The sequence below is a fragment of the Streptomyces sp. NPDC016845 genome (genome assembly GCF_044332585.1).
Taxonomy (GTDB): Bacteria; Actinomycetota; Actinomycetes; order Streptomycetales; family Streptomycetaceae; genus Streptomyces.
Genome location: NZ_JBIRPI010000007.1, coordinates 45,781 through 70,165, shown reverse-complemented (window position 1 = coordinate 70,165; position 24,385 = coordinate 45,781). Strand labels below are relative to the sequence as shown.

The window sequence follows — 24,385 nt, the reverse complement described above, 5'->3', positions numbered from 1 at the left end:
GGGTACGACGAAGGACAGCTCCTGCTCATCTCTGCCTACCGGACAGTCACACCAGGCGCCGGGCCGTGGCCCAGCGCGTCAGTTCGTGCCGGTTGGAGAGCTGGAGCTTCCTGAGGACCGCCGACACGTGGGACTCCACCGTCTTCACCGAGATGAAGAGCTGCTTCGCGATCTCCTTGTAGGCGTAGCCGCGGGCGATCAGGCGCAGGACCTCGCGCTCGCGCTGCGTCAGGCGGTCCATGTCCTCGTCGACCGGCGGCGCGTCGGTGGACGCGAAGGCGTCCAGGACGAAGCCTGCCAGGCGCGGGGAGAACACCGCGTCGCCTTCCTGTACGCGGAAGATCGAGTCGATGAGGTCTGTTCCGGTGATCGTTTTTGTGACGTAGCCGCGTGCCCCGCCGCGGATCACGCCGATCACGTCCTCCGCCGCGTCGGAGACCGAGAGAGCCAGGAAACGGACCGGGTTCTCCGCGTCCGCCATCAACTGGGCGCTGCGGCGCAGGACTTCGACGCCGCCGCCACCCGGGAGGTGGACGTCCAGCAACACCACTTCCGGGCGCGTCGCCGTGATCACGGTCACCGCCTGGTCGACGTCGGCCGCCTCGCCGACGACCTCGACGCCCGTCGTCTCCGTACGGCCGATCTCCGCCTGCACCCCCGTACGGAACATGCGGTGGTCGTCGACCAGGACCACGCGTACGTGCCGCCCCGGGCCGGTCGCCTCAGTCGATTCCACGTCCGTCATGACGTCTTCTCCGCCCTCTTCATGGTCAGTTCGACCTCCGTGCCGCCGTCCGGCACCGCCCGCAGCCGGGCCGTCCCGCCGTTGCGTTCCATCCGGCCGATGATCGATTCTCTTACGCCCATGCGGTCGGCGGGGACGGAATCCAGGTCGAAGCCGGGTCCACGATCCCGTACGGAGACGAACACCTCGTCGCCCTCGACCTCCGCGTAGACCTGGACGGCCCCGCCCTCGCCACCGTACTTGGCGGCGTTCACCATGGCTTCCCTCGCGGCCTGCATCTGTGCGGTGACCCCCTCGTCGAGCGGGCAGTCGCCGACGACCACGACCTCCAGGGGGACGCCGTGCTTGTCCTCGACCTCGGCGGCATGGCGTTTGACGGCCTCGGCGACCGTCTCGGGCTCCTGCGGATCCTCCGCGGCGGCCGGTTTGTAGAGCCAGGCCCGCAGGTCGCGCTCCTGGGCGCGGGCGAGACGGCGTACCTCGGCGGGGCTGTCGGCGTTGCGCTGGATCAGGGTGAGGGTGTGCAGGACCGAGTCGTGGACGTGGGCGGCGACCTCGGCGCGCTCCTGCGCGCGGATGCGCATGAGGCGTTCCTCGGAGAGGTCCTGGGTCATGCGGATCAGGTACGGGCCGGCGAGGAGCGCGATGCCTACCAGGACCGCGAGCGCCGCCTGGAGGATCGAGCCGAGGTGTTCCGTCGCGCCCTGGGTGACGAAGATGCCGGTCACGCCCGCGCCCACGAGGACGACGCCCGCGGCGGCGCGGGCCAGGCTCAGGGTCCGTTTGCGGCGGCCCGCCTCGGCCCAGCGGGCCCGGCGCGCGTTGTCCGCCTGGCGCCAGACGAGGGCGACACCCGCGCCGACGAGGACCGTGGGGACCAGATACGCCTTGGTGTTGCCGGTGAGGTTCACGTTCTGCACGAAGATCATCGCGACGATGACCATGAGCAGCAGGGCGAGGAGCTGCCCCTTGTCGGGGCGGCGCGCGACCAGCCTGCGCCGCCCGTCGGGGGCGGTCTCGGTAGTGAGGACGGTCGGGCGGTCCGCGCCCACGCCGCCCACACCCAGCGGCACGAAGAACCAGAACGCCGCATAGAGCAGGGCGCCGAGACCGTCCGCCATGAACAGGCCCGCGAAGACCAGGCGCACCCATACGACCGGCAGCCCGAGATGCCCGGCGAGGCCGCGCGCGACACCACCCAGCCAGCGGCCGTCGCTGCTGCGGTAGAGCTTGCGTGGCGGCCTCGGGTCCCGGGCATCCCGGGGCGCCCCCGGGTGCTCGGCGCGGGGGGCGGTCGCTGCTTCCTGCATGCCCCGATCGTCACATGGCGGGTGGGTGCGGGGCATCAGGGTCGGCCCCCGAGGCACCCCTGATCCTTCGGGTTCCACGAGCGTGGGCCTCAGGGAAGATCTCAGGGTCCGGCCAGGGTTGTCCCGACTGCCGTCGGCGGCGCGGGCCCGTCACCATGGACGTATGACCGAGCAGCCTCACGGCGCGGTGCCCACCGCGGAGAAGGACACGGCGGACAGGACCGCGGAGAGAGAAGCGGTCGCGCCACTACGACGCTTCCGCCGCGACCGGCGGTACAAGACGCTGGGCGGCGTCTGCGCGGGCCTGGGTCGGCACTGCGACATGGACCCGGTGATCTTCCGGATCGGGCTCGCCGTCCTCTCCGTGACCGGCGGGGTCGGCCTCCTCTTCTACGGTTTCGCCTGGCTGTTCGTGCCGTTTGACGACGAGGACGAGAACGAGTTCCGCAAACTCCTCACCGGCCGGGTCGACGGCCCCGGGCTCGCCGCCATCGTCACGGCACTGGTCGGCTGCGGCGTCTTCCTGTCGATGCTGAACAACGTCGGGGCGTTCACCTTCGCCGTCGTCCTCGCCCTGCTGCTCGCGGGCGCCGGCTACTGGTCGCAGCAGCGCCGCACCGCCGACCCCGCCCCCGTCGCCGCGCAGGCGGTGGCCGACGCGCCGCCCGAGGCGCAGGCGCCGCCCGTCTCGCCCGCGCCATCGTGGTGGCGGGACCCGATCGTCAAGGACGGTGCGTACGTCGGTGGGACCGGGTACTTCTGGGGGCCGCCGGACAGCGAGGAGCCCGGGCCGGGGAAGGTGGCCGGGCGGCCCGCCGGGGCGGTGGCGCGGCCGCGCGGGATCGGGGGGATCACGTTCCTGGCGGCGCTCGTCGCCGGTGCGGCCGGGGTGGGCGCGTCGTGGGAGTCCCGTACGTTCGGCGCCAGTCTGCAGACCGGGCTCGCCTGCGCGCTCGGGGTCTTCGGACTCGCCATCGCGATCAGCGCGTTCCGGGGGCGGACCGGGGCGGGGTCGGTCTTCTGGGCGGTGATCACCGCCGGGCTGCTCGTCGCGTCCGCCGCGCTGCCCGCGAACATCAGCACCGAATGGGCCCGGACGAAGTGGGCCCCGGCGAGCGCGGCGGAGCTGCGGCCGCAGTACGAACTCGGCTCCGGCGTCGGCACGCTCGACCTCTCCCGGGTCGATGTCGCCGAGGGCCGTACGGTCACGACGCACCTGGAGATCGGGGCGGGCCAGGCCAAGATCGTGCTGCCGCGGGACGAGAAGGTGCGGCTGCATGTCGAGGTCGGGGTCGGTGATGTGCGACTGCCCGGCGACGAACGGAACGACGTCGATGTCCGCCCGGGCGTCCAGAAGAACGTCACTCTGCCGCCCGCCAGTGGTGGCGGTGACGGCGGTGTCCTCGAACTCCATGTCGAGGTCGGACTCGGACAGGCGGAGGTGTCCCGTGCGGCATGACTTCCACCCCGGGCGCTTGCTCGCGGGTCTCGCACTGCTGGCCACGGCGCTCGTGTATTTCGGGGACGCCGGGGGTGCGTGGGACGCGCCCTGGTTCGTGGGGATCCCGATCGTGTGCGGAGGGTTGGGGGTTGCGGGGGCGGTGGGGGCGGTGACCCATGCGATTCGCCTCCGCGCGAGGTCTTCGGGGGAGCGGGGCTAGCCGTTCTCAGATGCGCTGCCGACCGCGGGCACGTCGTGGTTGCTCGCGCCGTTCCCCGCGCCCCTAGGCACGCTGCCGACCGCGGGCACGTCGTGGTTGCTCGCGCCGTTCCCCGCGCCCCTAGGTGCGCTGCCGACCGCGGGCACGTCGTGGTTGCTCGCGCCGTTCCCCGCGCCCCTAGGCACGCTGCCGACCGCGGCCACGTCGTGGCTGCTCGCGCCGTTCCCCGCGCCCCTGGAGCGTGCGGCTTCGCCGCTGCTCCAGGGGCGCGTTGCGCGCCTCTCTGAGATGGCGCACGCAGTGCGCATCTCGGGGGCGCGGGGAACTGCGCGACCAGCCACGACGCAACCCGCACCCGGCAACGCACCCAGGGGCGCGGGGAACTGCGCGACCCGTACCCGGCGACGTGGCCGGTTCGTCTCTTACCGTCCCTGGTAGCGGCGTCGCCGACGCCACCACGCGTCCACCGACCAGACGCCCGCCCCGCCCAGGACCAGGGGCAGCCACGCCATCAGGTAGGCCAGATCGTTGCCCAGGTAATACGGCTCCGCCGCCCAGCTCACCGTCAGCCACAGGCTCAGGGAGATCACCGCACCCCCGACCGCCGCAAGCCGCCCCAGCACCCCCAGCAACGTCCCGACCCCCACCACAAGCTCGCCGAAGGCAATCGCGTAGCCGAACCCGGCCGGGGACTTGAGCGCCAGGTCGACAAGTTCGGGGACGGCGGAGATGCCGCGGATGTTGCGCATCTGCGCGCCGATGGACCCGGCCCCGTCGGACCGGAAGAACCCGCTGTCCGTGAGTTTGTCGAGGCCGGCGTAGATGAAGGTGACGCCGAGGAAGATCCTCAGCGGCAGCAGCGCGTACCGCTGCGCGGTGTCACGCCAGCCACCACCACGACCACCGCCGCCACCACCCCCACCACTCGGCCCGTAACCGCTGTGCGTACCCGTTCTCATGCCGTGCGCCATCGCCGGTCCGCCACCTCTCGCGTCGCACCTGATGCCGTGCCGTGTCCTCATCCGACCATACGGACGCGACGGCGCCCCGGCTCACGTGGGAACGGGTCAATCGACGACGTCGATCACGCACCGGTTCGTCTCCACCCCCGCCGCCGTGACCACCTGCACCTCGACCCGCCCCGGCTCGACATCCACCGGCACCGGCACGATCAGCAGCCCGTCCGCCGGGTTGGTGAAGCCGCCCGGCACCGGCACCAGCGGCACATGGACGTGCACCGTGCCGATCCGGACCGCGACCCGCGCCAGCTGGTCCGCCGTTCCCCCGCCCGGCGGCACGAACCCAGCGCCGCGGATCTCGATGTCCTCGCCGGTGCGGATCGGCGCGTCGAGATCGCCGGCCTCGCGGGCGCGCACGACGGAGAGGACGACGGGCCGCCCGCCCTCCGCGTACTTGCCGCAGAGGTACGTGGTGGCCGAGACCGCGACGAGGACGGCGAGGCCCCACGGCAGGTCGGGCAGCTGGTCGGGGCGGCGGGCGAGGCGGGCGGCGGCCCACACCAGCGCGGCCGCGGACACGGCGACGTACTGGGTGTCGGTGAAGCTGCCGCGCCCGGAGTCGTCGGTGAGCAGGTCGGCGGCGCGCGGCCGAATGGCGGGCACCTTCTGCAACCGCTGGCCGAGCACGCGCAGGCCGACGACGCGGCGCACGAGGACCGCGACCGCGCAGACCACCGCGAGGACGGTCAGCAGCCCCGCCCCGCGCGCCAGGTCCAGCCCCTCGATCAAGTCCTCCCGCGCCCGCTCCCCCGACGCCAGCGCCAGCTCCCCCGCCAGTACGAGCACCGCGTACACCACGAAGACGACCACCCCGCCCGCCACCGCCCGCGACGTCGACAGCCGGTTGTCCTCCCCGATGACGGGCGCGAGGACGCCGCCCCTGGCCCGGTGCAGGGCGGCGGCGCCGCTCAGCACGCCGCCGACCAGCACCGCCGCGACGAGCCCCGCCGTGCGCGCCGCGCTCCACCCCGCGCCGATCGCGGTGAGCGCCTGCGCGAGCAGGAGGACGAAGAACCCGCCCCAGACCACGTACGAGGTGCGCGGCAACAGGCTCGCGCGCCACGCCGCACCCTCCGCCCGCCCGCGTTCGGCGACCGCCTGGGCGGACTGGGTGAGTTCGTCGGAGATCCACTGGCGGGAGGCGCCGGCGGAGTGCGCGACGGCGGGCGGCACCCCGCTGCCGGACGCCAGCTCCTCCCGTCGCGCGAGGAACGCGGCGACCGCCCTGCGATGCCCCTCGCGTGCGCCGTGCGGACAGTCCCCGCAGGTGCACCCGCCCTCGTGCGTGCCCGCCGCCCCGCCCTGCCGTGCTTCCCGCATCGCCACCGCGACGCCCCCGCCCTCAGCCCTTGTCCCACTCGTCAACTTCCGTGCGTCGAGAGCGAATTGTGCCGTACGCGGCGCACGCCCCGGCACACGGGGGCGACTCCGTGGAGGGAACGCCCCGCGTCCGTATTGACCGGCATGTTGACGTCGCTGCGAGAATTTCCGTATGGCCGAGATCATCCAGCGCGACGGAACCTGGGCCTTCGACGGCAGCACCATCCGCATCACCCCAGGTCTGCACCGCAGCGTGGCCCTGCTGCGGCAGACGTACGGCGAGATCAGCGTGCCGCTCACGGCCGTCTCCGGGGTCGCCTACGAACCCGAGCGCAAGCGCGGCCGGCTCCGCCTCACCCTGCGCGAGGCCGCCGATCCGCTGCTCCAGGCGACCGGCGGCCGCCTCCCGGACACCTCGGACCCCTACCGGCTCGCGGTCGACGCCGACCGCTCGGGCGTCGCCGAGTACATCGCCGAGGAGATCCGCCAGGCGCTGCTCCTGGAGCAACTGCCCGACGGCCCCGCCGACACCTATCTCGTGCCGGGCCCCGCCGTGCCCGTCTCCGTCCGCTCCAGCGACGGCATGGTCTCCTTCGACGGCAGCCGTGTCCGCATCGACTGGAGCGACACCTCGGACCGGGTGAAGCGGGTGACGGGCCCGCGCGTCATCCCCCTCGACGACCTCGACGGCGTCGACTGGGTCCCCAACTCCGGTTACGAGGACGGGGTGCTGCGCTTCGTCCTGAAGGACTCCCCGTACGCGAAGCTGCCGCCGGAGAAGGACCCGTACGCCCTTGACCTGTGGGGCAACGCCCGCAAGGACCTGCTGACCGCCCTCGTCGCGGCGGCGGTCACGGCCCGTCTGCCGCACCCGTCCGCGCCGCCCGGCACCCCCGCCCTGCCGACGACGCGCCACACCGACCACGACGTACTGCTGCGCCGCTTACGGGAGTTGGGCGAGCTGCACCGGCTGGGCGTGCTCACGGACGCCGAGTTCACGCGGACGAAGCACGTCGTGCTCCGCGACTTCCGCTGACCCCCGCCCCGTACCCGTGGCGGTCTACGAGAGCAGCTCCGGTTCGCTGCGCGTGATGTCCTGCCACATCGACTGGTAGTTGATCCACGCCACGAGGTCGCCGCCCGTCCGGTCGCGGGTCGCCACGGCCTGCGCCCGGTCGATGAGCACGGGCCGCCCGGCCGCCCGCGCCGTCATCTGCACCTGGCAGCAGCGCTCCAGGGCGATGAACCACCAGGCCGCCGCGTCCACCGAGTCCCCCACCGTGAGCAGCCCGTGATTGCGCAGGACCAGCGCCTTGAACGAGCCGAGCGCGACCGCGATCCGCTTGCCCTCCCCCGCGTCGACGGAGACCCCCGTGTACTCGTCGAGCAGCGCGTGGTCCTCGTAGAACGCGCACGCCTCCTGGGTGATCGGCTCGATCAGCTCACCGAGCGCGGCGAGGGCGCGCCCGTACGTGGAGTGGCAGTGCGCCACCGCGACGAGGTCGGGCCGGGCCCGGTGCACTTCGGCGTGGACGGTGAACGCGGCCTGGTTGACGTGGTGGCGGCCCTCGACGACCTGCCCGTCCCCGTTGGCGAGTACGAGGTCGCCGACCGTGATGTGGCGGAACGGCATCCCGAACGGGTTGACCCAGTAGCAGTCGTCGAACTCCGGGTCCCGGGCCGTGATGTGGCCCGACACCCCGTCCTCGTACCCGAGCCGCCCGAAGTTGCGCAGCGCGCCCGCGAGCCGCTCCTTGCGGTACCGGCGCTCGTCGGCGGGGTTCGTGTGCACCGGCGGCATGGCGAAGTGCAGCTGGTCGGTGGGTATCGGGGCGGGGCTGGGCGTCGACATGGAGCGGAAGGTACCTGTGCGCCCCGCAAGGCGACAGGCCCGGGCTGTGAAGAGAATGCGCCGTTGACAGGCCGGAGCGGGCCGGAGCGGGCCGGGATACCCGACACAAGGTGTCGGGTATCCGCGTCAGACTCGGCGCATGACGTCGAACTGGGCTGCCCTCACCGCCGCCGAACCGGACCTCGCCAAGACCGTCGAGGACCGTTTCGCCCTCCACACGCACCACGTCCTGGCGACGCTGCGCAAGGACGGCTCGCCCCGCACCTCGGGGCTCGAAGTCCGGTTTCTCGACGGCGAGTTGTGGCTCGGCATGATGCCCGGCTCGCTCAAGGCCAGGGACCTGATGCGCGACCCGCGCTTCGCCCTCCAGGCCAACCCGGGCGAGGGCACGACGATGGGCGGCGGCGACGTACGCGTCAGCGGCCGCGCCCACCTCGTCGAGGACCTGGCGACCGTCGCCCGCTACACCGGCCAGGTCGAGGTCCCGGACCCGGACGACTTCCACCTCTTCGGCACGGAGATCACCGAGGTGACCCGGACGTACGTCGAGGACGACACCTGGCTGGTGGCGCAGGTGTGGGCGCCGGGCGGGGCGGTGCGCACCCTCAGGCGCAGGTGATCCCGCCCCGGTGCGTACGTGCCTGAAGGCGCCGCCCACCCTTTCGGTGGGCGGCGCCTTCAGGTACGTACTGCCGTGGGGACTACTCCCACTCGATCGTCCCCGGCGGCTTGCTCGTCACGTCGAGGACCACGCGGTTGACGTCCTTGACCTCGTTGGTGATCCGCGTGGAGATCTTCGCGAGCACCTCGTACGGCATCCGCGTCCAGTCCGCCGTCATGGCGTCCTCGGAGGAGACCGGGCGCAGCACGATCGGGTGGCCGTAGGTGCGGCCGTCGCCCTGGACGCCGACCGAGCGGACGTCGGCGAGCAGCACGACCGGGCACTGCCAGATCTCGCGGTCGAGACCGGCGGCGGTCAGCTCCTCGCGGGCGATCGCGTCGGCCTCACGGAGCAGGTCGAGGCGCTCCTTGGTGATGTCGCCGACGATGCGGATGCCGAGGCCGGGGCCGGGGAACGGCTGGCGCTGGACGATCTCGTCGGGCAGGCCCAGCTCGGCGCCGACCGCGCGGACCTCGTCCTTGAAGAGCTGGCGCAGCGGCTCGACGAGCTCGAACTCGATGTCGTCGGGGAGCCCGCCCACGTTGTGGTGGGACTTGATGTTGGCGGTGCCGGTGCCGCCGCCGGACTCGACGACGTCCGGGTAGAGCGTGCCCTGGACGAGGAAGGCGACCTCGGGGCCGTCCTCCTGGAGGATCTCCAGCTGGGCCTGTTCGAAGACGCGGATGAACTCGCGCCCGATGATCTTGCGCTTCTCCTCGGGGTCGGAGACCCCGGCGAGCGCCTTTAGGAACCGGTCGCTGGCGTCGACGACCTTGAGGTTCGCGCCGGTCGCGGCGACGAAGTCCTTCTCGACCTGCTCGGTCTCGCCCTTGCGCATCAGGCCGTGGTCGACGTAGACGCAGGTCAGCTGGGAGCCGATGGCCTTCTGGACGAGGGCCGCGGCGACCGCGGAGTCGACGCCGCCGGACAGGCCGCAGATGGCGCGCTTGTCGCCGACCTGCTCGCGGATCGCGGCGACCTGCTCCTCGATCACGTTCCCGGTCGTCCAGGTGGGCTTGAGGCCCGCGCCCCGGTACAGGAAGTGCTCCAGGACCTGCTGGCCGTGCGTGGAGTGCATGACCTCGGGGTGGTACTGGACCCCGTACAGCTTCTTCTCGTCGTTCTCGAACGCGGCTACGGGGACGACGTCCGTCGAGGCCGTCACGGTGAAGCCCTCGGGCGCGGCCGAGCAGGCGTCGCCGTGCGACATCCACACGGGCTGCTCGGCGGGGGTGCCCGCGAACAGCGTCGAGTCGGTCCTGGAGACGGCGAGCGGGGTGCGGCCGTACTCGCGGGCGCCGTTGTCGTCGACGGTGCCGCCGAGGGTCGTCGCCATCAGCTGGAAGCCGTAGCACATGCCGAAGACGGGGACGCCGGCCTCGAAGAGCTCGCGGTCCAGGCTGGGGGCGCCCTCCGCGTAGACCGACGACGGGCCGCCGGAGAGGATGATCGCCGCCGGGTTCTTGGCGAGCATCTCCGCCACCGGCATGGTGCTCGGCACGATCTCGCTGTAGACCCGGGCCTCACGGACGCGGCGGGCGATGAGCTGGGCGTACTGCGCACCGAAGTCGACGACCAGGACGGTGTCGGGGGCGGCGGCAGCGGAAGTCGCTGATGACACGGGTTGCCTTCCGGCGGCTTTAGCAGGGGGTCGTACCGTCGATTCTAACGGTTCGGGTCAGCTGTCCCTCAGGTCACGGGGCTCCGCCCCGGGCCCCGCTCCCCAATCGCCGGAGGGGCTCGATTGCTCGCAGCGCTACACTGGTGCCCATGTTCACGCAGACGACCTACGTCTTTACCTATGGCAGCCGGCCCGCCGGATGCCATGGTCGTGCTGCTTGAGCTACTGACAAGCGACTTCCCAGGCGCCCCGGGCCGACAAGGCCCGGGGCGCCTGTCGTTCTCCCGGCCGTGTCGGTGCCGGGCTCCGCCACCACCCGAACCGGAGCCTGAACCCATGACTGTCACCGACACCGACGACGTGATCTCCGCCTCCCGCGCCCGCATCGACTCCCTCGACGACCGCATCATCGGCCTCGTCCAGGAACGGATGGCCGTCTCCGCCGTCGTCCAGGAGACCCGGCTCGCCGCCGGCGGGCCGCGCGTGAACCTCTCCCGCGAGATGGAGGTCCTCGGCCACTTCAGGGACGCGCTCGGCAAGCCCGGCACCGCGCTCGCGATGACCCTGCTCGAACTGTGCCGGGGCCGTGTCTGAGACCCGGACCCCAGTTCGGTACAGCACTCACCCGTACGGCGCGTGACCCGGACGCGGCGGGCTTCGTTGTCCCGGTGTCCGTGCCAGCCAGGGGCGGGCCAGTCGAACCACGCGTGGCTTTGCTGGAGCGATGAGACGTCACGGTCACGCCGTACGTCGTGGGACCTCGCTCCGGTGCAGTGACCGGACGGCAGGGGACAGCAGCCCGGTCACCCGAGAGAACGGCCGGTCCCGGGGACGCCCGGGACCGGCCGGCCTCCTGGATCCCTCCCACACCCCCGATCCTTTTCCGCCTTCTTTCCAGCCCGTCCCCTGTCCCGCCAAGAGCCGGCGGCGCGACCCCCCGGCGCCGCTCCGCGGCAACGACGCTGCCCTGACGTCGGAGCCGATGACGAAGGGCCCCGCAGATCCGTCCTGCGGGGCTCTTCGCCGTGCCTGGCGGGCCGTTATGCGGGGTCGGCGGCCTTCTCCAGCTTGGCGAGCTGCGCTTCGATGATCTCCGGCGGCACCTGGGCGCCCTTGACGTCCGCGGCGTTCATGGCGTGGAAGACGGCCAGGGTCGAGCCGCTGCGCACGACGACGTACGCCTCCTCGACCGGCCCGCTCTCGTCCTTGCCGCTCAACGCGTACGCGACGGCCTCGTCGCCCACGGCCGGGGCCTCGCGGGGCGCGACGGTGCTGTACTCGTCGGTCGCCTGCTCGAACCCGTCGCACTTCTCGCTCGACGTGCGCAGGTCCCCCATCAGCTTCTCGGCGTCCGCCTCCTTGTGCGCGAGCAGGCCGAGGCGGACCACGTTGGCGTCCGTGTGGGTGAGGCTCGACACCGAGCGGGCCACGCGCGCCGCGGCGGCGGGCTCGGTGTGCAGCAGGAACAGGTCCGCGATCGCCTGGCACGCCGCCGGTTCCGTGGGCACGCTCAGGTCCGGGAACTGCTCGTCGGGCAACGTGTCGACGAGGTGATCACGCACGTCCGCCTTCGTGATCACGGCCTCGGCCAGCCGCGCCTCGGTCAGTGGCTCCGGACCTGGCTCCTGCGTGGACGACGGCGACCGCGCGGCGGTCTTCTCCGTGCCCTTGGTTCCGGCCTTGTCGCCGTCACCCTCCCCCGAACTGCACGCCGCGCTCGCGAGCAGCGCGGCCGTCGCGCACACCACCGCGAGAGCGCGTCCCACACATGTCCTCATATGCGTATGAAAGCCCGGACCTGCGTGGTTTACCAGACCTTTGCCTGACGTTCCACATAACGAACGGATCGCGACCAGATGGTTGTACGACAGCGGCGTGACATTCGCCATATTTGCGACGACTCGCCCTCACGGCTGGATCTCGTGTGACTTGCGCCACACGAGGCAACGCTCCCACGCCTGATTTGTCTCAACCAACACGCGAGTCGACACCGGCCCGCCTCCTGGGGGGAGAGGACATATGAAGATCGTTTTTCTTATCAACAACGCGTACGGCATCGGCGGGACCATCCGGGCCACCGCGAACATGTCGGGCGCCCTGGCCGAACGGCACAACGTCGAAGTCGTGAGCGTGCACAGGACCGCCGACCGTACGGGGCTGCCGTTCGACCCCCGCGTGCGCATGACCACCCTGATCGACCTGCGCGAGGACAGCGGGGAGTACGCGGGTGACGACCCGCTGACCCAGCAGCCCAACACGATGTACAACGAGGGCAGCACCGTCTCGGGGCGGCAGCGCTACACGGCGCTGCACGACCAGCGCCTCTCCGGCTACCTCGCCGGGACGGACGCCGACGTCGTCATCGCGACGCGCCCCATCCTCAACGGCTACCTCGCCCGCTACGGCACCGGCCGCTACCTGAGCGTCGGGCAGGAGCACCTCTCCCTCGCCGGCCACGCCGACCAGGTGCGCCGCGACCAGAACGTGGCGATCGGGCAGCTCGACGCGTACGTCACCGTCTCCGAGGCGGACGCCGCGGCGTACCGCGCCGCACTCCCCCAGGTCCGCACGCTGATCACCTGCGTGCCCAACGGGGTGCCCGCCGGGCTGGTGCAGCCCTCGACGCGGGACTCCAAGGTGATCGTGGCGGCCGGGCGGCTCATCCCCGTCAAGCGCTACGACCGGCTCGTCGACGCCTTCGCCGAGGTCGCGGACGCCCACCCCGACTGGACGCTGCGGATCTACGGGCGCGGGCCCAAGAAGGACGAGCTGCGCGCGCAGATCGACGCCCTCGGCCTGTACGAGCGGATCCTCCTCATGGGCTCGGCCTCCCCCATCGAGACCGAGTGGGCCAAGGGCGCCATCGCCGCCGTCTCCTCGGACATGGAGTCCTTCGGCATGACCATCGTGGAGGCCATGCACTGCGGCGTCCCGGTCGTCGCCACCGACTGCCCGCACGGCCCCGCCGAGATCATCGAGCACGAAAAGAACGGCCTGCTCGTCCCGAAGGAGGACGGCGAGAGCGGCATCCGGCGTTACGCCGACGCGCTCGACCGGCTCATGTCCGACAGCGCGCTGCGCGACGAGATGGGCGAGGCGGCGCGCACCCGCGCCGCGGACTTCGAGCCCGACGTCGTCGCCCGCCGCTACGAGGAGCTGTTCCGCGTCCTCGCGGCCCGCCGCCAGGAACGCCAGGAAATTCCCGCGCCGCAGCGCCCCGAAGAGGGCCGTCGCGGCCGGCTGTGGCGCCGCCCCAAGGCCTTCGCGCTCGTGCAGCAGCCCAGGAAGTCGACGGCCGCGCCGACCGCCTATGTCCGCTCCACCGCCGACGGCGGCGTCACGGTGCGCTTCGACGCCGAGACGCTGCCCGCGGGGCCGCTCGACTTCGTGGTCCGGCTGCGCAAGGACCCCAAGGGCCGGGAGATCCGGGTACCCGTGCCGGACCTCGCCGCCGCGCCGGACCCCGACGCGGCCTGCGTCACGCTCTCCCCCGCCGAGCACGTCCTCGCCGAGGGCCGCTGGGACTGCTACGTCGCGCTCCGCGGCACCGCCAAGCGGCACCGCCTGACCTGCGGCCTCGCCGAGCGGGCCCGGCGCGTCGGCGCGGCCCCGCACAGCGGACCGGACGGGGTCGCGGCCTGGCAGCCGTACCCCACCGTCGACGGGTTCCTCGCCCTGCGCACCTGGCACCGCCCCGCACACGCCGAGGTGGAGCGCGTCGAGATCGGCGAGGACAGCGCCACGTTCACCGCCGTACTCCTCGGCACCGGTGCCGGTCCCGAAGGGGCGCGCGTGGTCGCCGTCTCGCGCGCCGGTGCCGGCCAGGACTTCTCCGTACCGGTGGAGCCGCTGACCGGCGGCCGCTTCACGTTCACGCTGCCCTACGCGGACGCCGCCGGACACCGCGAGGCCGAGCGCGACTACTGGGACCTGCGGCTGCACCGCGCCACGCCCGAACCGGCCCCGGTGCCGATCGGCCGGCTCGGCGGCGACATCGTCGACCGCAACAAGACCGACATGTTCCCCGAGCGCGGCGATCACGGCGTGAAGGTGTACGTGGCGGCGTCGAGCGACTTCGCCGTGTGCGCCCGGGAGCGGTGAGCCGGTGGGCGGCTAACCCAGAAGGCGAGTGATCCAGTTCACATAAGAATCTTGTGAGAATCGGGACAACCATTCCCTGCCATCACGTGTCACCTATGCGAAACGAGAGTCCCTTCGCATACCGATCGAGGTAGGAATGACGCTTCGCCGCGCACTGGTGACGGCGGCCGCCACGGCAGCCATGGCCCCGATCGCGTTGCTCTCCGCCCCGGCGGCGTTCGCGGACGAGCCGACGGCGCCCGCGGCCACCACCGCGACCAGCACGACCGACCCGGCCGCCGCCGCGCAGGGGACGGACCCGGAGACCACCGAATCCGGCCCGGGCGCGGACAAGGCCCCGGCCGCCGACCCGAACGCGGACACGGACCCGGCCGGCGACCCGAACGCGGAGAACGGGTCCGACCCGGCCGACCCCGCCGGTCCGGCCGACGACACGAAGACCCCGCCGGCGAAGGACACGGACGACCCGGAGAAGACCGGCGACGAGAAGCCCGGCGGCGGCGAGCCCACCGAGGAGGAGTGCACGGCGATCGAGGACAGCCCCGGCACCCTCGCGGAGCTGCGCGGTCTGCCCTCGAAGGTCGTCGCGGGCTCCGGCTGGCACCACTTCACCTTCCGCGTCTCGAACAAGACGTCCGAGGAGTTCGACGCGGCGTTCGTGCGGCTCTACGCCTTCGCGTTCGCCTACGACGAGGACACCACCGAGATCACCAAGTACGTGCACGTGCAGTACTCCGGCATGGACGGCTGGCACGACGTCGACACCGCCATCGACACCGAAAGCGACGAGCCGTTCGCCAACGTCGGCCGCATCGCCCCCGGCGACCACGCCGACCTCCCGCTGCGCCTCAGCGTCGACCGCAAGGCCCCGACCGGGATCGGCGGCTCGGTGGCCTTCGCCACCAGCGTGGACCCGGACGGCGTCTGCGGCGAGAGCGTCCCCGAGGACCAGGAGTACCGGTTCGAGATCGTCGCCGCGCCCAAGAAGCCCGGCACGGTCCCGGCGGCCGTCACCTCGCCGAAGCCGGTCGTGACCAGCACGCCGACCCCGTCCAACACACCTGCCCCGCAGGCGAGCAGCGCCCCGTACTCCGGGACGCTCGCCGCCACGGGCTCCGGTCCGGCGCTGCCGGCCCTCGGCACGGTCGGCGGTATCGCCGTCCTCGCCGGGGCCGGTGTCATCTACTCCGTGCGTCGCCGCAAGGCGGGCAACGAGGCGTAAGCGCCCCGCACGTCGCGCGAAGGACCCGCACTCGGAGGGGGGTGCGGGTCCTTCGCGTTCACCTCGTCACTGCGCCTTCTGCGGCGGCACCGCCGGCATGCCGAGGAACGGCAGCTTCAGCGCGCCGAACGCCTCCGCCGGGACCGCCGGGCTCTTCGGCTCGACGGGCGCGAGCCGCGCGTAGGCGGCGCCCACGCGCGGGCGCGGGTCCTCCTCGCCCTTGTTGGGCCAGTACGACATCGCGCGCTCGGCCTGCGCCGTGATCGTCAGGGAGGGGTTCACGCCCAGGTTCGCGGAGACCGCGGAGCCGTCCACGACGGAGATCCCCGGATGCCCGTACAGCCGGTGGTACGGGTCGATGACGCCGCTCTCCGCGCTGGCACCGATCGGGCAGCCGCCGAGGAAGTGCGCGGTCAGCGGGGTGCCCATCAGCTCACCGACGTTCGACCCGGGGAAGCCGTTGATCTCGGCGGCGATCGCGGACGCGCCCTCGGAGGCCGCCTTGATCTGCTTCGGGTTCGGGGCGCCGTGGCCCTGGTCCGCGGTGAGCAGGCCCTTGCCGACGCCGTCCGGCTTCAGGTGGGTGGTCAGCGAGTTGTCCAGGGACTGCATGACCAGGCCGATGATGGTCCGCTCCGACCAGCGGCGGTTGGACAGGGAGCGCGCCATCAGCGTCGGGTGCTTCACCGCGTTCACCAGCCAGCCCGCGACCCGGGACGACTTCTCCGCGTACGGCACCTGGAGGATGGAGAGGCCGCCCATCGCGTTCGAGCCCTTGCCGTAGCGGACCGGCTCGATGTGCGTGTTCGCGTCCGGGTGGATGGACGAGGTGATCGCGACGCCCTTGGTGAAGTCGGGGTCCGCGCCGTGCCGCTGCCGGTAGCGCCGGTCGGTGGTCTGCGCGCCGACAAGGGCCTCGGAGTTGGTCCGCGTCAGCTCGCCCAGCCGGCCTGATATGTACGGGAGCTGTCCGCTCGCCTTCATCCGGTGCAGGAGCGTCTGCGTGCCGTACGTGCCCGCCGCGACGATCACCTCGCGCGCCTTGAGGACGCGCCCGGCCGCCTTCCTGTCGTCCGTCGGCAGCGTCGCCACCGCGTAGCCGCCCTGCGAGTCGTCGGTGACGGAGACGACCGTCGTCATCGGGTGGACGACGGCGCCCGCCTTCTCGGCGAGGTACAGGTAGTTCTCGTTGAGGGTGTTCTTCGCGCCGTGGCGGCAGCCGGTCATGCACTCGCCGCACTCCTGGCACGCCTTGCGCGCGGGTCCGGCCCCGCCGAAGTACGGGTCCGGGACCTGCTGGCCGGGGCGTGCCTGCACGGCCCCGTCGGCGTCCTCGCCGTCGCCGAAGAACACGCCGACCGGCGCCATGTGGAAGGTGTCCCCGATGCCCATGGCCTGGGCCGCCGCCTTCAGGTGCGCGTCGGCCGGGGTCATCGTCGGGTTGAGCCGCACGCCGAGCATCCGCCGCGCCTGGTCGTAGTACGGCTTCAGCTCCTCCTCCCAGTCCGTGATGTCCTTCCACTGCGGGTCCTCGAAGAACGGCTTCGGCGGTACGTAGAGGGTGTTGGCGTAGTTGAGCGAACCGCCGCCGACGCCGGCCCCGGCCAGCACCATCACGTTGCCGAGCAGGTGGATGCGCTGGATGCCGTACATGCCGAGCTTCGGCGCCCACAAATAGTTCTTGACGTCCCAGGAGTTCTTCGGGAGCGTGCCGGGCGCGAACCGGCGGCCCGCCTCCAGGACACCGACCCGGTACCCCTTCTCGGTCAGCCGCAGGGCCGAGACGGATCCGCCGAAGCCGGAGCCTATGACCAGCACGTCGTAGTCGTACCCGGGGTCGTCGTTTTCCTCCAGCGCCATTGCCGGTTCTCCTCTGGATGCGAGTGCGGGCTTGAGTGTGGCTGGTCGCGCCCACGCGGCGGAGCCGCAGATGTCACAGCCCCGCGCCCCTGGGCGGCGTTCAGCGCAACCGGAACTTCTTCATCAGGCTCAGGCTGCGGGTCATGAACTTCGCGTAGCTCTCGTCGTCCATCCCGAACGACGGCGCCATCTGCATCACGCGCTGGTGCGCGACGGTCTGCGCCTCGGTGTACTTCAGCAGGCCCTCGGAGCCGTGGCGGCGGCCGAGCCCGGAGTCCTTCATGCCGCCCATCGGCGACTGGACGCTGCCGTACGCGGGCGCGTAGCCCTCGTTGATGTTCACGGTGCCGGTGCGCAGGCGGGCCGCGACCTCGTGGCCGCGCTTGGCGTCCTTCGTCCAGACCGACGAGTTGAGGCCGTACGGGGTGGCGTTGGCGAGGGCGATGGCCTCGTCCTCGTCGGTGAAGCGGTAGACGGAGACGACCGGGCCGAAGGTCTCCTCGGCGCAGACCGCCATCGGTGCCTCCACCCCGTCGAGGATGGTCGGCTCGAAGAAGTACGGGCCGATGTCGGGGCGTGCGACACCACCGGCGAGGACCCTGGCGCCCTTGGCGACGGCCTCCTCGACGTGAGCCTCGACGGTCGCCAACTGCCGTTCGCCGACGAGCGATCCCATGTCGGCGCCGTACGCGAGCGACGTGCCGAGCCGCATCGACCTGGTCCGGGTCGCGAACCGCTCCAGGAAGGCGTCGGCGACCGAGTCGTGGACGTACAACCGCTCGACGGAGATGCAGAGCTGGCCCGCGGAGGAGAAGCAGGCGCGCACGGCGCCCGCCGCCGCCTTCTCCACGTCGGCGTCGGCGAGGACCAGCATGGCGTTCTTGCCGCCGAGTTCGAGCGAGACGCCGACGAGGCGGGCCGCCGCGCCCTGCGCGACCTCGCGGCCGGTGCGGGTGGAGCCGGTGAAGGAGACGTAGTCGGCGTGGCCGACCACCTCGGGCCCGACGACCGGGCCTTCGCCGAGGACTACCTGGAAGACCTCGGCGGGCAGCCCCGCCTCGATGAGCAGATCGCGCGCCCACAGGGCGGTCAGGCACGTCTCGGTGTCGGGCTTCATGACCACGGCGTTGCCCGCGACGAAGGCGGGCAGCGCGTCGCCGACGGACAGTTCGAGCGGGTAGTTCCAGGGCGCGATCTGGCCCACGACACCGCGCGGCTGGCGCAGCTCGGTCACCTTGGTGAGCACGGGGACGGCACCGGTGTGCCGCTTGGGCTTGAGGTGGGCGGGGGCCTTGCGGCCGTAGTGGCGGGCCGCGATGGCGACGGCCTGCACCTCCTCGTGGGCGTGCAGGCGCGCCTTGCCCGTCTCCAGCTGGATCAGGTCGAGCACCTCGGCCTGGCGCTGGAGGACCAGGTCGTGGAAGCGCAGCAGCACGGCGGCGCGCCGGCGCACCGGCGTCCTCGCCCACACCTCCTGCGCGGCGCGGGCCCGTTCGAAGGCGCTCGCCACGTCCTCGGGCGTCGACTCCGGCAGGTCGGCCAGCTTCTCACCGGTGAACGGCGTGTGGTTGGCCGTCCGGCCCGAGCCGACCACGCCCCGGACGAGCCGGGCGACCAGCTCGGGCGTGACCACGTCGGCAGCCGTGCGCGCGCCCGCTGGGGCGGCGGCCGTCGGGTTGGTCCCGGTCTTCTGTACGGTCTCGGTGGCCTGCGACTCCGTCATGGAGGGGAGCGTATGCCGAAGGCGACGCTTTCGGTACCCATCAGTAACGAGCTTTCACCGGCCACACACACCGCGCCAGTGTTCGCTGGCATCAAAGCCGCTGATCAGTGGCTTTACCAGGGCGCTTCCTACGGTCGGTCATTTTTCGGCGATCTCCAGATTGGCGAGGACGTCGTCGGCGACCTCGCGTCCGCGCGCGGTGAAGTCGCCCTTGCCGGGATAGCTGACCGACACCCGGTACATATCGTCGGCCTCGTTCTTGAAATAGAAGAACCGGATCTCGCGCGGCCGGGAGTCGTCGGTGTCGTCCGTTCTGAACGTGACGGTGTTCCGCGCGGCGTCGTCGCCCTGGAACTTGGCGTCGTCGTCCGGCGCCGTCCGCGCGCCCTTCGGCATGTCCAGGCCGGAGTCGCCGCTGTCCTTGAACCTGGTGTCGTCGTCGTACATCTGGGCCCGCGCCGAGCCCTTGATCTGGTTCAGCGTGTCGTCCTTCTTGCGCGCGACGTGTACGCCGACGGAGACGCTGCCGCTCCAGTCGGTGTACGTCACCCAGTTCTTGTCGGTGTCCGTCTCCGTGGGCCGTCCGGTCTGGTACTCCCCGGGCACGGCGACCGTCACGCCGAGCGCCTTCTCCTCGTGCTTCGTCCAGCCGTCCGGCATCGGCCCGGCGAACGGGTCCGCGACCACCAGGTACGCCGTCGCGGCCAGGACCACGACACCGGCCGCGGCCCCGATCAGCGTCCTGCGGCCGAGCCGGACGCCGCTGCGGGCCGGGCCCACCTGTACGACCTGCGTGGGCCGCGGCGGCTCGGCCGCGCGCTCCAGGAGGGCGCGGACCCGCGCGGCGGCCGGACGGCGCGCCGGGTCCTTCTGCAGCAGCCCGTTGATGGCGTCGGCGAGCGGGCCCCGCGCGGAGGCGGGCGCCGCCGGGGCCGCGTTCAGCACGGACTGGAGGGTGGCCGGGGTGTTGGAGCGGCGGAACGGGGAGACGCCCTCGGTCGCCGCGTACAGGACGACACCGAGGGACCACAGGTCGGAGGCGGGGCCCGGCCGCTGGCCGAGAACCCGCTCGGGGGCGATGAACTCGGGCGAGCCGACGAAGCCTCCGGTGTCGGTCAGGCTGGTCTCGCCCTCGGTCTGGGCGATGCCGAAGTCGGTGAGGACGACGCGGTCGTGACTGCCCAGCATCACGTTGTCGGGCTTCACGTCGCGGTGCAGGATCCCGGCGGCGTGCGCGGCCTCCAGGGCGCCGAGCACGGCGAGCCCGACGCGGGCGGCCTCGCGGGCGTCGAGCGTGCCCTCCTGGAGCGCGGCGCCGAGCGAGCGGCCCCGCACGAACTCCATGACGATCCACGGCCTGCCGTCCTCGACGGCGACGTCGTGCACATTCACCACCGCGGGGTGGTCGAGGCGGGCCGCCGCCCGCGCCTCGCGCCGCATCCGCTCGAAGACGGTGGCCCGCTCCCGCTCGGGAAGGTGGTCGGGGACGCGGGGCTCCTTCACGGCGACCTCGCGGTCCACCGTCTCGTCCTTGGCCCGCCACACGGTGCCCATGCCGCCGTGGCCCAGCTTGGACAGGAGCCGGTAGCGGCCGGCGACGAGGCGGCCCGCGCCCGGGTCGGGCTGCTGTTCCGGCCGCGGCTGCGCGGCCGGCGGGGCGGCGACGGCGTACGGGTTGCCCGGATGCGGCACGTGCGGTGCGGCGGGCGCGTGCGCGGTCCCCGGCCGGGGCGGCTGCAGGCTGAAGCTGGTCGGTTCGTTCGGGCCGTTCGGGCCGTGGGCGGTTCCCCCGTTGTCGCTCATGGGTCCATCCCTACCGTGCGGGCGCCCCTGCTTCCACAGAGGTCCCCACAAGGGTCACGGACTTGTGACCGGCCCGGCGCCGCACCGGCCGCCGCCTTTACGTCATTCCCCCGCAGAAGGGGCGAACGTGTCCACGGCGGCGTCGAAGTACCCCCGCGCCTCGTCGATCCTGCCGACCGGCGCCGACACCCGGACGTCGTACCGGCGCCCGCCCTCCTCCCAGCACAGGTCCATGACGCGCCGCGCCTCGCCGGAGGCGCTCGCGTCGTCCCAGGTGAACTCCCACAGCGCCGCGTCGTGCTCGTCGTGCGAGGTGTCGGTGATCTTGCCGTCCCGGTAGCCGGGGTTGGTGCGCGGCCCGACGGCGGCCGCCCGCTGCTGCGCCGCGGCGGGACCGCCGTTCTGCTGCCCGGAGACCCGTACGCCGATCCGGAAGGTCCGCTCCGGCGACATGTAGTACGCCCACGCCCCGTCGGTCGACCTGGAGAACCCTTTCGGCACGGCGAGAGCGAACCCCTTCACGTCCCGCACGCCCCGGTAGCCGGGCGGCACGGTCAGCGGCGGCCTCGTGACGGTCACCGTCGGGGTGGGCGCCTGCGTCGCGGTCTGCGTGCGCGCGGGGCCCGAGGACGTCGGACCAGGTGGCCGCGGTGCGTTGTCGTCCTGCCCCGCGAGCAGCACGGCGGCCGAGATCCCGGCCCCGGTGACCGCCGCGACCACGGCGGCGGCCACAAGGACCACCCGCGTCGGGATCCGCTGGCGCCGCACCACGACCGTGTCGAGCGGCGGCGGCAGGAACGGCAGCCGGGCCGGGGCGGCCTGCGGGGTCGCGCCCGTGGCGACGTAGGCGCGCAGCAGCCGCTCGGCCTCGTCGAGGTCGAGCCGCTGCTCGGGTTCCCGCTCCAGCAGGCCCTGGACCACCGGGAGCAGCGGTGCGGCCTCGTCGGGCGGCAGCGCCTCCTCGTACAGGATCGCGTGCAGGACGCCGCCGAGCGACTCGCGGCGGAACGGGGACTCGCCGGACAGCGCGGCGCACAGCAGCGCGCCGAGCGACCACAGATCGGCCGCGGGGCCCGTGCGGCCGCCCCGCATCCGCTCGGGCGCGGTGTACTCCGGCGAGCCGACGAACCCGCCGGACTCGGTCAGCGTGGTGGCCCCGGCGACCCGCGCGATCCCGAAGTCGGTGAGCACGATGCGGCCGGTGCCGCTCTCCAGGAGGACGTTGGCGGGCTTGAGGTCGCGGTGCTGGACCCCGCCGCCGTGGGCGACGCGCAACGCGCCGAGCAGCGCGAGCCCGATCCGCGCGGCGTGCAGGGCGTCGACGGGCCCGTCCTGCGCGAGCCGCTCGGCGAGTGAGGGGCCGTCGACCAGCTCCATGACCATGTACGGGCGTCCGTCGTCCAGGACCACGTCGTGCACGACGATGATGTTGGGGTGGCGCAGCTGGGCGACGGCCCGCGCCTCGCGCAGCATCTGCTCGCGCTGGAGCCGCGCCTCGCCCGCGGAGAGCGACTCGTCCAGACCCAGTTCCTTGACGGCGACCTGTCGCGCGAGCAACGTGTCGGTGGACCGCCAGATGACCCCCATGCCGCCGCGACCGATCTCGGCCTCCAGCCGGTAACGGCCGCCGATCACGCGGACGTTGGCCCCCTCGGTCCCCATGCGCCCCATCATGCCGCACACCTGCGTGCAGGGACTGACCGGTTCCGGTCAGCAACGTTTCCGAAATGGGCTGCCGCAGGTGTGCGACGGGGTTACTGAGGCGGTTCCCAGCCCCGCAGAATGGCGTCGAACCGCTCCCGCGCGCCGGGCCACTGGTCCGCCGGAGCGGAGAGGTAGATGGCGTACTCGGTGCCGTCGGCCTCGCGGTAGGTCTCCTCGATGGCGCGCCTCGGCCCGGTCGTGGCGTCCTTGTTCCCGGCCGTCCACGTGAAGTCCCACAGCGAGCCCTCGCGGTCGCGGAAGTGGTTGGAGTCGAGCGCGATCCGCCGGTAGTCGGGCAGGTTCCTGCTCACGGTCTTCTCCAGGTCCAGCTGGTGCTGGTAGGAGTCCCGCCACTGCGAGCCCTTGTCGATGGCGATGCGCAGGAACTGCCGTCCGCCGTCGGGGGTGTAGTCGATCTGGGTGCCGTTCGCCTGCCGGTTCCAGCCCGGCGGCAGCATGAGGCTGAAGCCCTCGACGTCCTGGACCTTCACCCAGTCCTGAGGGATCGCCCCGGCCCCGGTCTCCTGCTGGCCCTTGTCGCCGTTGTCGCCGTTGTCGCCGGTGTCGCCGGTGTCGCCGGTGTCGCCGTTCTTGCCGCTCTCGCCCTGGTCGTCCTGGGTGCCGCCGGTCGTGCCCTGGCCCGACGCGGTCCCGGAGCCGTCGTCCCGGCCCTCGTAGTACTTGGCGCCGACGAGCGCGCCGCCGCCCCCGATGACCAGGGCCGCGACCCATATCGCGAGCATGCGCGGCCAGCGCCGCCGCCGCGTCGCCGGCGGCACGGGCGCCGTCACGGACGTGGGGGTGTGCGGCTGCGGGGCAGGCGCCGGGGACGGGGCAGGTATGTCGCTTCGGGTGTGCACACGTGTCGGCACGTACGCCTGCGCCGCGCTGGAGGACCGCCCCTCCGCCGCCTCGGCGAGCATCGCCTCGGCCTCGTCCGCGGTGGGCCGCGCGGCCGGGTCCTTGCGCAGCAGGGCGCTGATGACCGGCCCCATCGCCCCCGCGTACCCGGGGATCTCGGGCTCCTCCTCGATGACGGCCTGCATCGTGCTGATCGGCGACGTGCGCCGGAAGGGCGAGACGCCCTGGACGGCCGTGTAGAGGGTGGCGCCGAGCCCCCACAGGTCCGAGGCGGGGCCCGGTTCGGAGCCGCTCACCCGCTCCGGGGCGAGGTAGTCGACGGACCCGACGATCTCGCCGGTCCTGGTGATGGTCGAATCGCCCTCGACCTGCGCGATCCCGAAGTCGGTGAGCTTGACCCGGCCGTCCTTGGCGAGCAGTACGTTGCCCGGCTTCACGTCGCGGTGCAGGACCCCGGCCTTGTGCGCGGCGCGCAGGGCCCGCAGCGTCCACAGGCCGATCCTGGCGGCCTCGGCGGGCACGATGCGGCCGTGCTCCTTGACCGCGTCGGCGAGCGAGGGACCCTCGACCAGCTCCATGACGATCCAGGGCCGGTCGTCGTGTTCGAGCACATCGTGCACGGTCACGACGTTGGGGTGGTTGATGCGCGCGGCGGCCCGCGCCTCCGTCTGCGTCCGCGCGAGCAGGACCGCGCGGTCCGCCTCGGCCACCCACTGAGCGGCCGTCAGCTCCTTGACCGCGACGGTCCGGTGCAGCACTTCGTCATGCGCGCTCCACACCCGGCCCATGCCGCCGCGCCCTATGGATTCGCCGAGCCGGTAGCGGCCCGCGAGGAGCTGGCCCTGCATCTGATTCACGTTCCCACCAATGGTCTTGACGTGACCACACTAGGGAGCGGGCGCCTCTCAAGGAACAGGCGGGG

General features: G+C 72.5%; 18 protein-coding genes. 6 read left to right on the top strand and 12 right to left on the bottom strand.

Annotated elements, in window-relative coordinates; genetic code table 11:
• Positions 1-46: 46 nt before the first annotated feature.
• Positions 47-745, bottom strand: a complete 699-nt coding sequence (locus ACH4RC_RS19875; RefSeq protein WP_398202453.1) for a LuxR C-terminal-related transcriptional regulator — start codon at positions 743-745, stop codon at positions 47-49.
• The gene (locus ACH4RC_RS19870; protein WP_398202450.1) at positions 742-2,055 is read right to left on the bottom strand and encodes a PspC domain-containing protein; all 1,314 of its coding nucleotides are present in this window, start codon (positions 2,053-2,055) and stop codon (positions 742-744) included. Before ACH4RC_RS19870 ends, ACH4RC_RS19875 begins: the two co-directional genes overlap by 4 nt.
• Before the next feature lie 163 nt (positions 2,056-2,218).
• Between ACH4RC_RS19870 and ACH4RC_RS19865 the strand changes: the two genes are divergently transcribed.
• Complete coding sequence (locus tag ACH4RC_RS19865) at positions 2,219-3,514, top strand: PspC domain-containing protein (RefSeq protein WP_398202448.1); 1,296 nt, start codon at positions 2,219-2,221, stop codon at positions 3,512-3,514.
• 624 nt (positions 3,515-4,138) lie between these two features.
• Here ACH4RC_RS19865 and ACH4RC_RS19860 read toward each other — a convergent pair.
• Entirely contained in the window at positions 4,139-4,687 is a 549-nt protein-coding gene (locus ACH4RC_RS19860) for a DoxX family protein (RefSeq protein WP_398202445.1), read from the bottom strand.
• A gap of 96 nt (positions 4,688-4,783) precedes the next feature.
• Positions 4,784-6,061 carry a hypothetical protein gene (locus tag ACH4RC_RS19855; protein ID WP_398202444.1) on the bottom strand — a complete coding sequence of 426 codons (1,278 nt, stop codon included), beginning with the start codon at positions 6,059-6,061 and terminating at the stop codon, positions 4,784-4,786.
• 166 nt (positions 6,062-6,227) lie between these two features.
• Here ACH4RC_RS19855 and ACH4RC_RS19850 point away from each other — a divergent pair, with 166 nt between their 5' ends.
• Positions 6,228-7,091 carry a DUF4429 domain-containing protein gene (locus ACH4RC_RS19850; protein WP_398202443.1) on the top strand — a complete coding sequence of 288 codons (864 nt, stop codon included), beginning with the start codon at positions 6,228-6,230 and terminating at the stop codon, positions 7,089-7,091.
• A gap of 24 nt (positions 7,092-7,115) precedes the next feature.
• Here the strand turns inward: ACH4RC_RS19850 and ACH4RC_RS19845 are convergent, their stop codons facing one another.
• Positions 7,116-7,907 carry a class II aldolase/adducin family protein gene (locus ACH4RC_RS19845; RefSeq protein WP_398202441.1) on the bottom strand — a complete coding sequence of 264 codons (792 nt, stop codon included), beginning with the start codon at positions 7,905-7,907 and terminating at the stop codon, positions 7,116-7,118.
• A gap of 139 nt (positions 7,908-8,046) precedes the next feature.
• On the opposite strand from ACH4RC_RS19845, the gene ACH4RC_RS19840 reads away from it, so the two are divergent.
• On the top strand, positions 8,047-8,526 hold the full coding sequence (locus ACH4RC_RS19840; RefSeq protein WP_398202439.1) for a pyridoxamine 5'-phosphate oxidase family protein: 480 nt from the start codon (positions 8,047-8,049) through the stop codon (positions 8,524-8,526).
• Positions 8,527-8,608: 82 nt separating this feature from the next.
• On the opposite strand, the gene guaA is transcribed toward ACH4RC_RS19840, so the two are convergent.
• Positions 8,609-10,189 (bottom strand): glutamine-hydrolyzing GMP synthase, encoded by a 1,581-nt coding sequence (guaA, locus tag ACH4RC_RS19835; protein WP_398202436.1) that lies wholly within the window; start codon positions 10,187-10,189, stop codon positions 8,609-8,611.
• 336 nt (positions 10,190-10,525) lie between these two features.
• Here guaA and ACH4RC_RS19830 point away from each other — a divergent pair, with 336 nt between their 5' ends.
• A complete protein-coding gene (locus ACH4RC_RS19830) occupies positions 10,526-10,783 on the top strand; it encodes a chorismate mutase (RefSeq protein WP_398202433.1) in 258 nt (85 codons plus the stop codon).
• 446 nt (positions 10,784-11,229) lie between these two features.
• Here ACH4RC_RS19830 and ACH4RC_RS19825 read toward each other — a convergent pair whose 3' ends face one another.
• Positions 11,230-11,955, bottom strand: coding sequence for a hypothetical protein (locus tag ACH4RC_RS19825; protein WP_398202431.1), 726 nt, complete (start codon positions 11,953-11,955; stop codon positions 11,230-11,232).
• Between the two features lie 253 nt (positions 11,956-12,208).
• Here ACH4RC_RS19825 and ACH4RC_RS19820 point away from each other — a divergent pair, with 253 nt between their 5' ends.
• Both ACH4RC_RS19820 and ACH4RC_RS19815 read left to right on the top strand, forming a co-directional pair.
• Positions 12,209-14,290: a glycosyltransferase family 4 protein gene (locus ACH4RC_RS19820; RefSeq protein WP_398202429.1), complete on the top strand. Its 2,082-nt coding sequence runs from the start codon at positions 12,209-12,211 to the stop codon at positions 14,288-14,290.
• A gap of 136 nt (positions 14,291-14,426) precedes the next feature.
• A complete protein-coding gene (locus ACH4RC_RS19815; protein ID WP_398202427.1) occupies positions 14,427-15,512 on the top strand; it encodes a hypothetical protein in 1,086 nt (361 codons plus the stop codon).
• Between the two features lie 66 nt (positions 15,513-15,578).
• On the opposite strand, the gene ACH4RC_RS19810 is transcribed toward ACH4RC_RS19815, so the two are convergent.
• The 5 genes from ACH4RC_RS19810 to ACH4RC_RS19790 form a co-directional block, all read right to left on the bottom strand.
• The gene (locus ACH4RC_RS19810; protein ID WP_398202424.1) at positions 15,579-17,372 is read right to left on the bottom strand and encodes a GMC family oxidoreductase N-terminal domain-containing protein; all 1,794 of its coding nucleotides are present in this window, start codon (positions 17,370-17,372) and stop codon (positions 15,579-15,581) included.
• 100 nt (positions 17,373-17,472) lie between these two features.
• Entirely contained in the window at positions 17,473-19,095 is a 1,623-nt protein-coding gene (locus ACH4RC_RS19805) for a succinic semialdehyde dehydrogenase (protein WP_398202423.1), read from the bottom strand.
• 138 nt (positions 19,096-19,233) lie between these two features.
• Positions 19,234-20,898, bottom strand: coding sequence for a serine/threonine-protein kinase (locus ACH4RC_RS19800; protein ID WP_398202421.1), 1,665 nt, complete (start codon positions 20,896-20,898; stop codon positions 19,234-19,236).
• 102 nt (positions 20,899-21,000) lie between these two features.
• Positions 21,001-22,560, bottom strand: coding sequence for a serine/threonine-protein kinase (locus ACH4RC_RS19795; protein WP_398202418.1), 1,560 nt, complete (start codon positions 22,558-22,560; stop codon positions 21,001-21,003).
• 92 nt (positions 22,561-22,652) lie between these two features.
• The gene (locus tag ACH4RC_RS19790; protein ID WP_398202929.1) at positions 22,653-24,311 is read right to left on the bottom strand and encodes a serine/threonine-protein kinase; all 1,659 of its coding nucleotides are present in this window, start codon (positions 24,309-24,311) and stop codon (positions 22,653-22,655) included.
• Positions 24,312-24,385 lie beyond the last annotated feature (74 nt).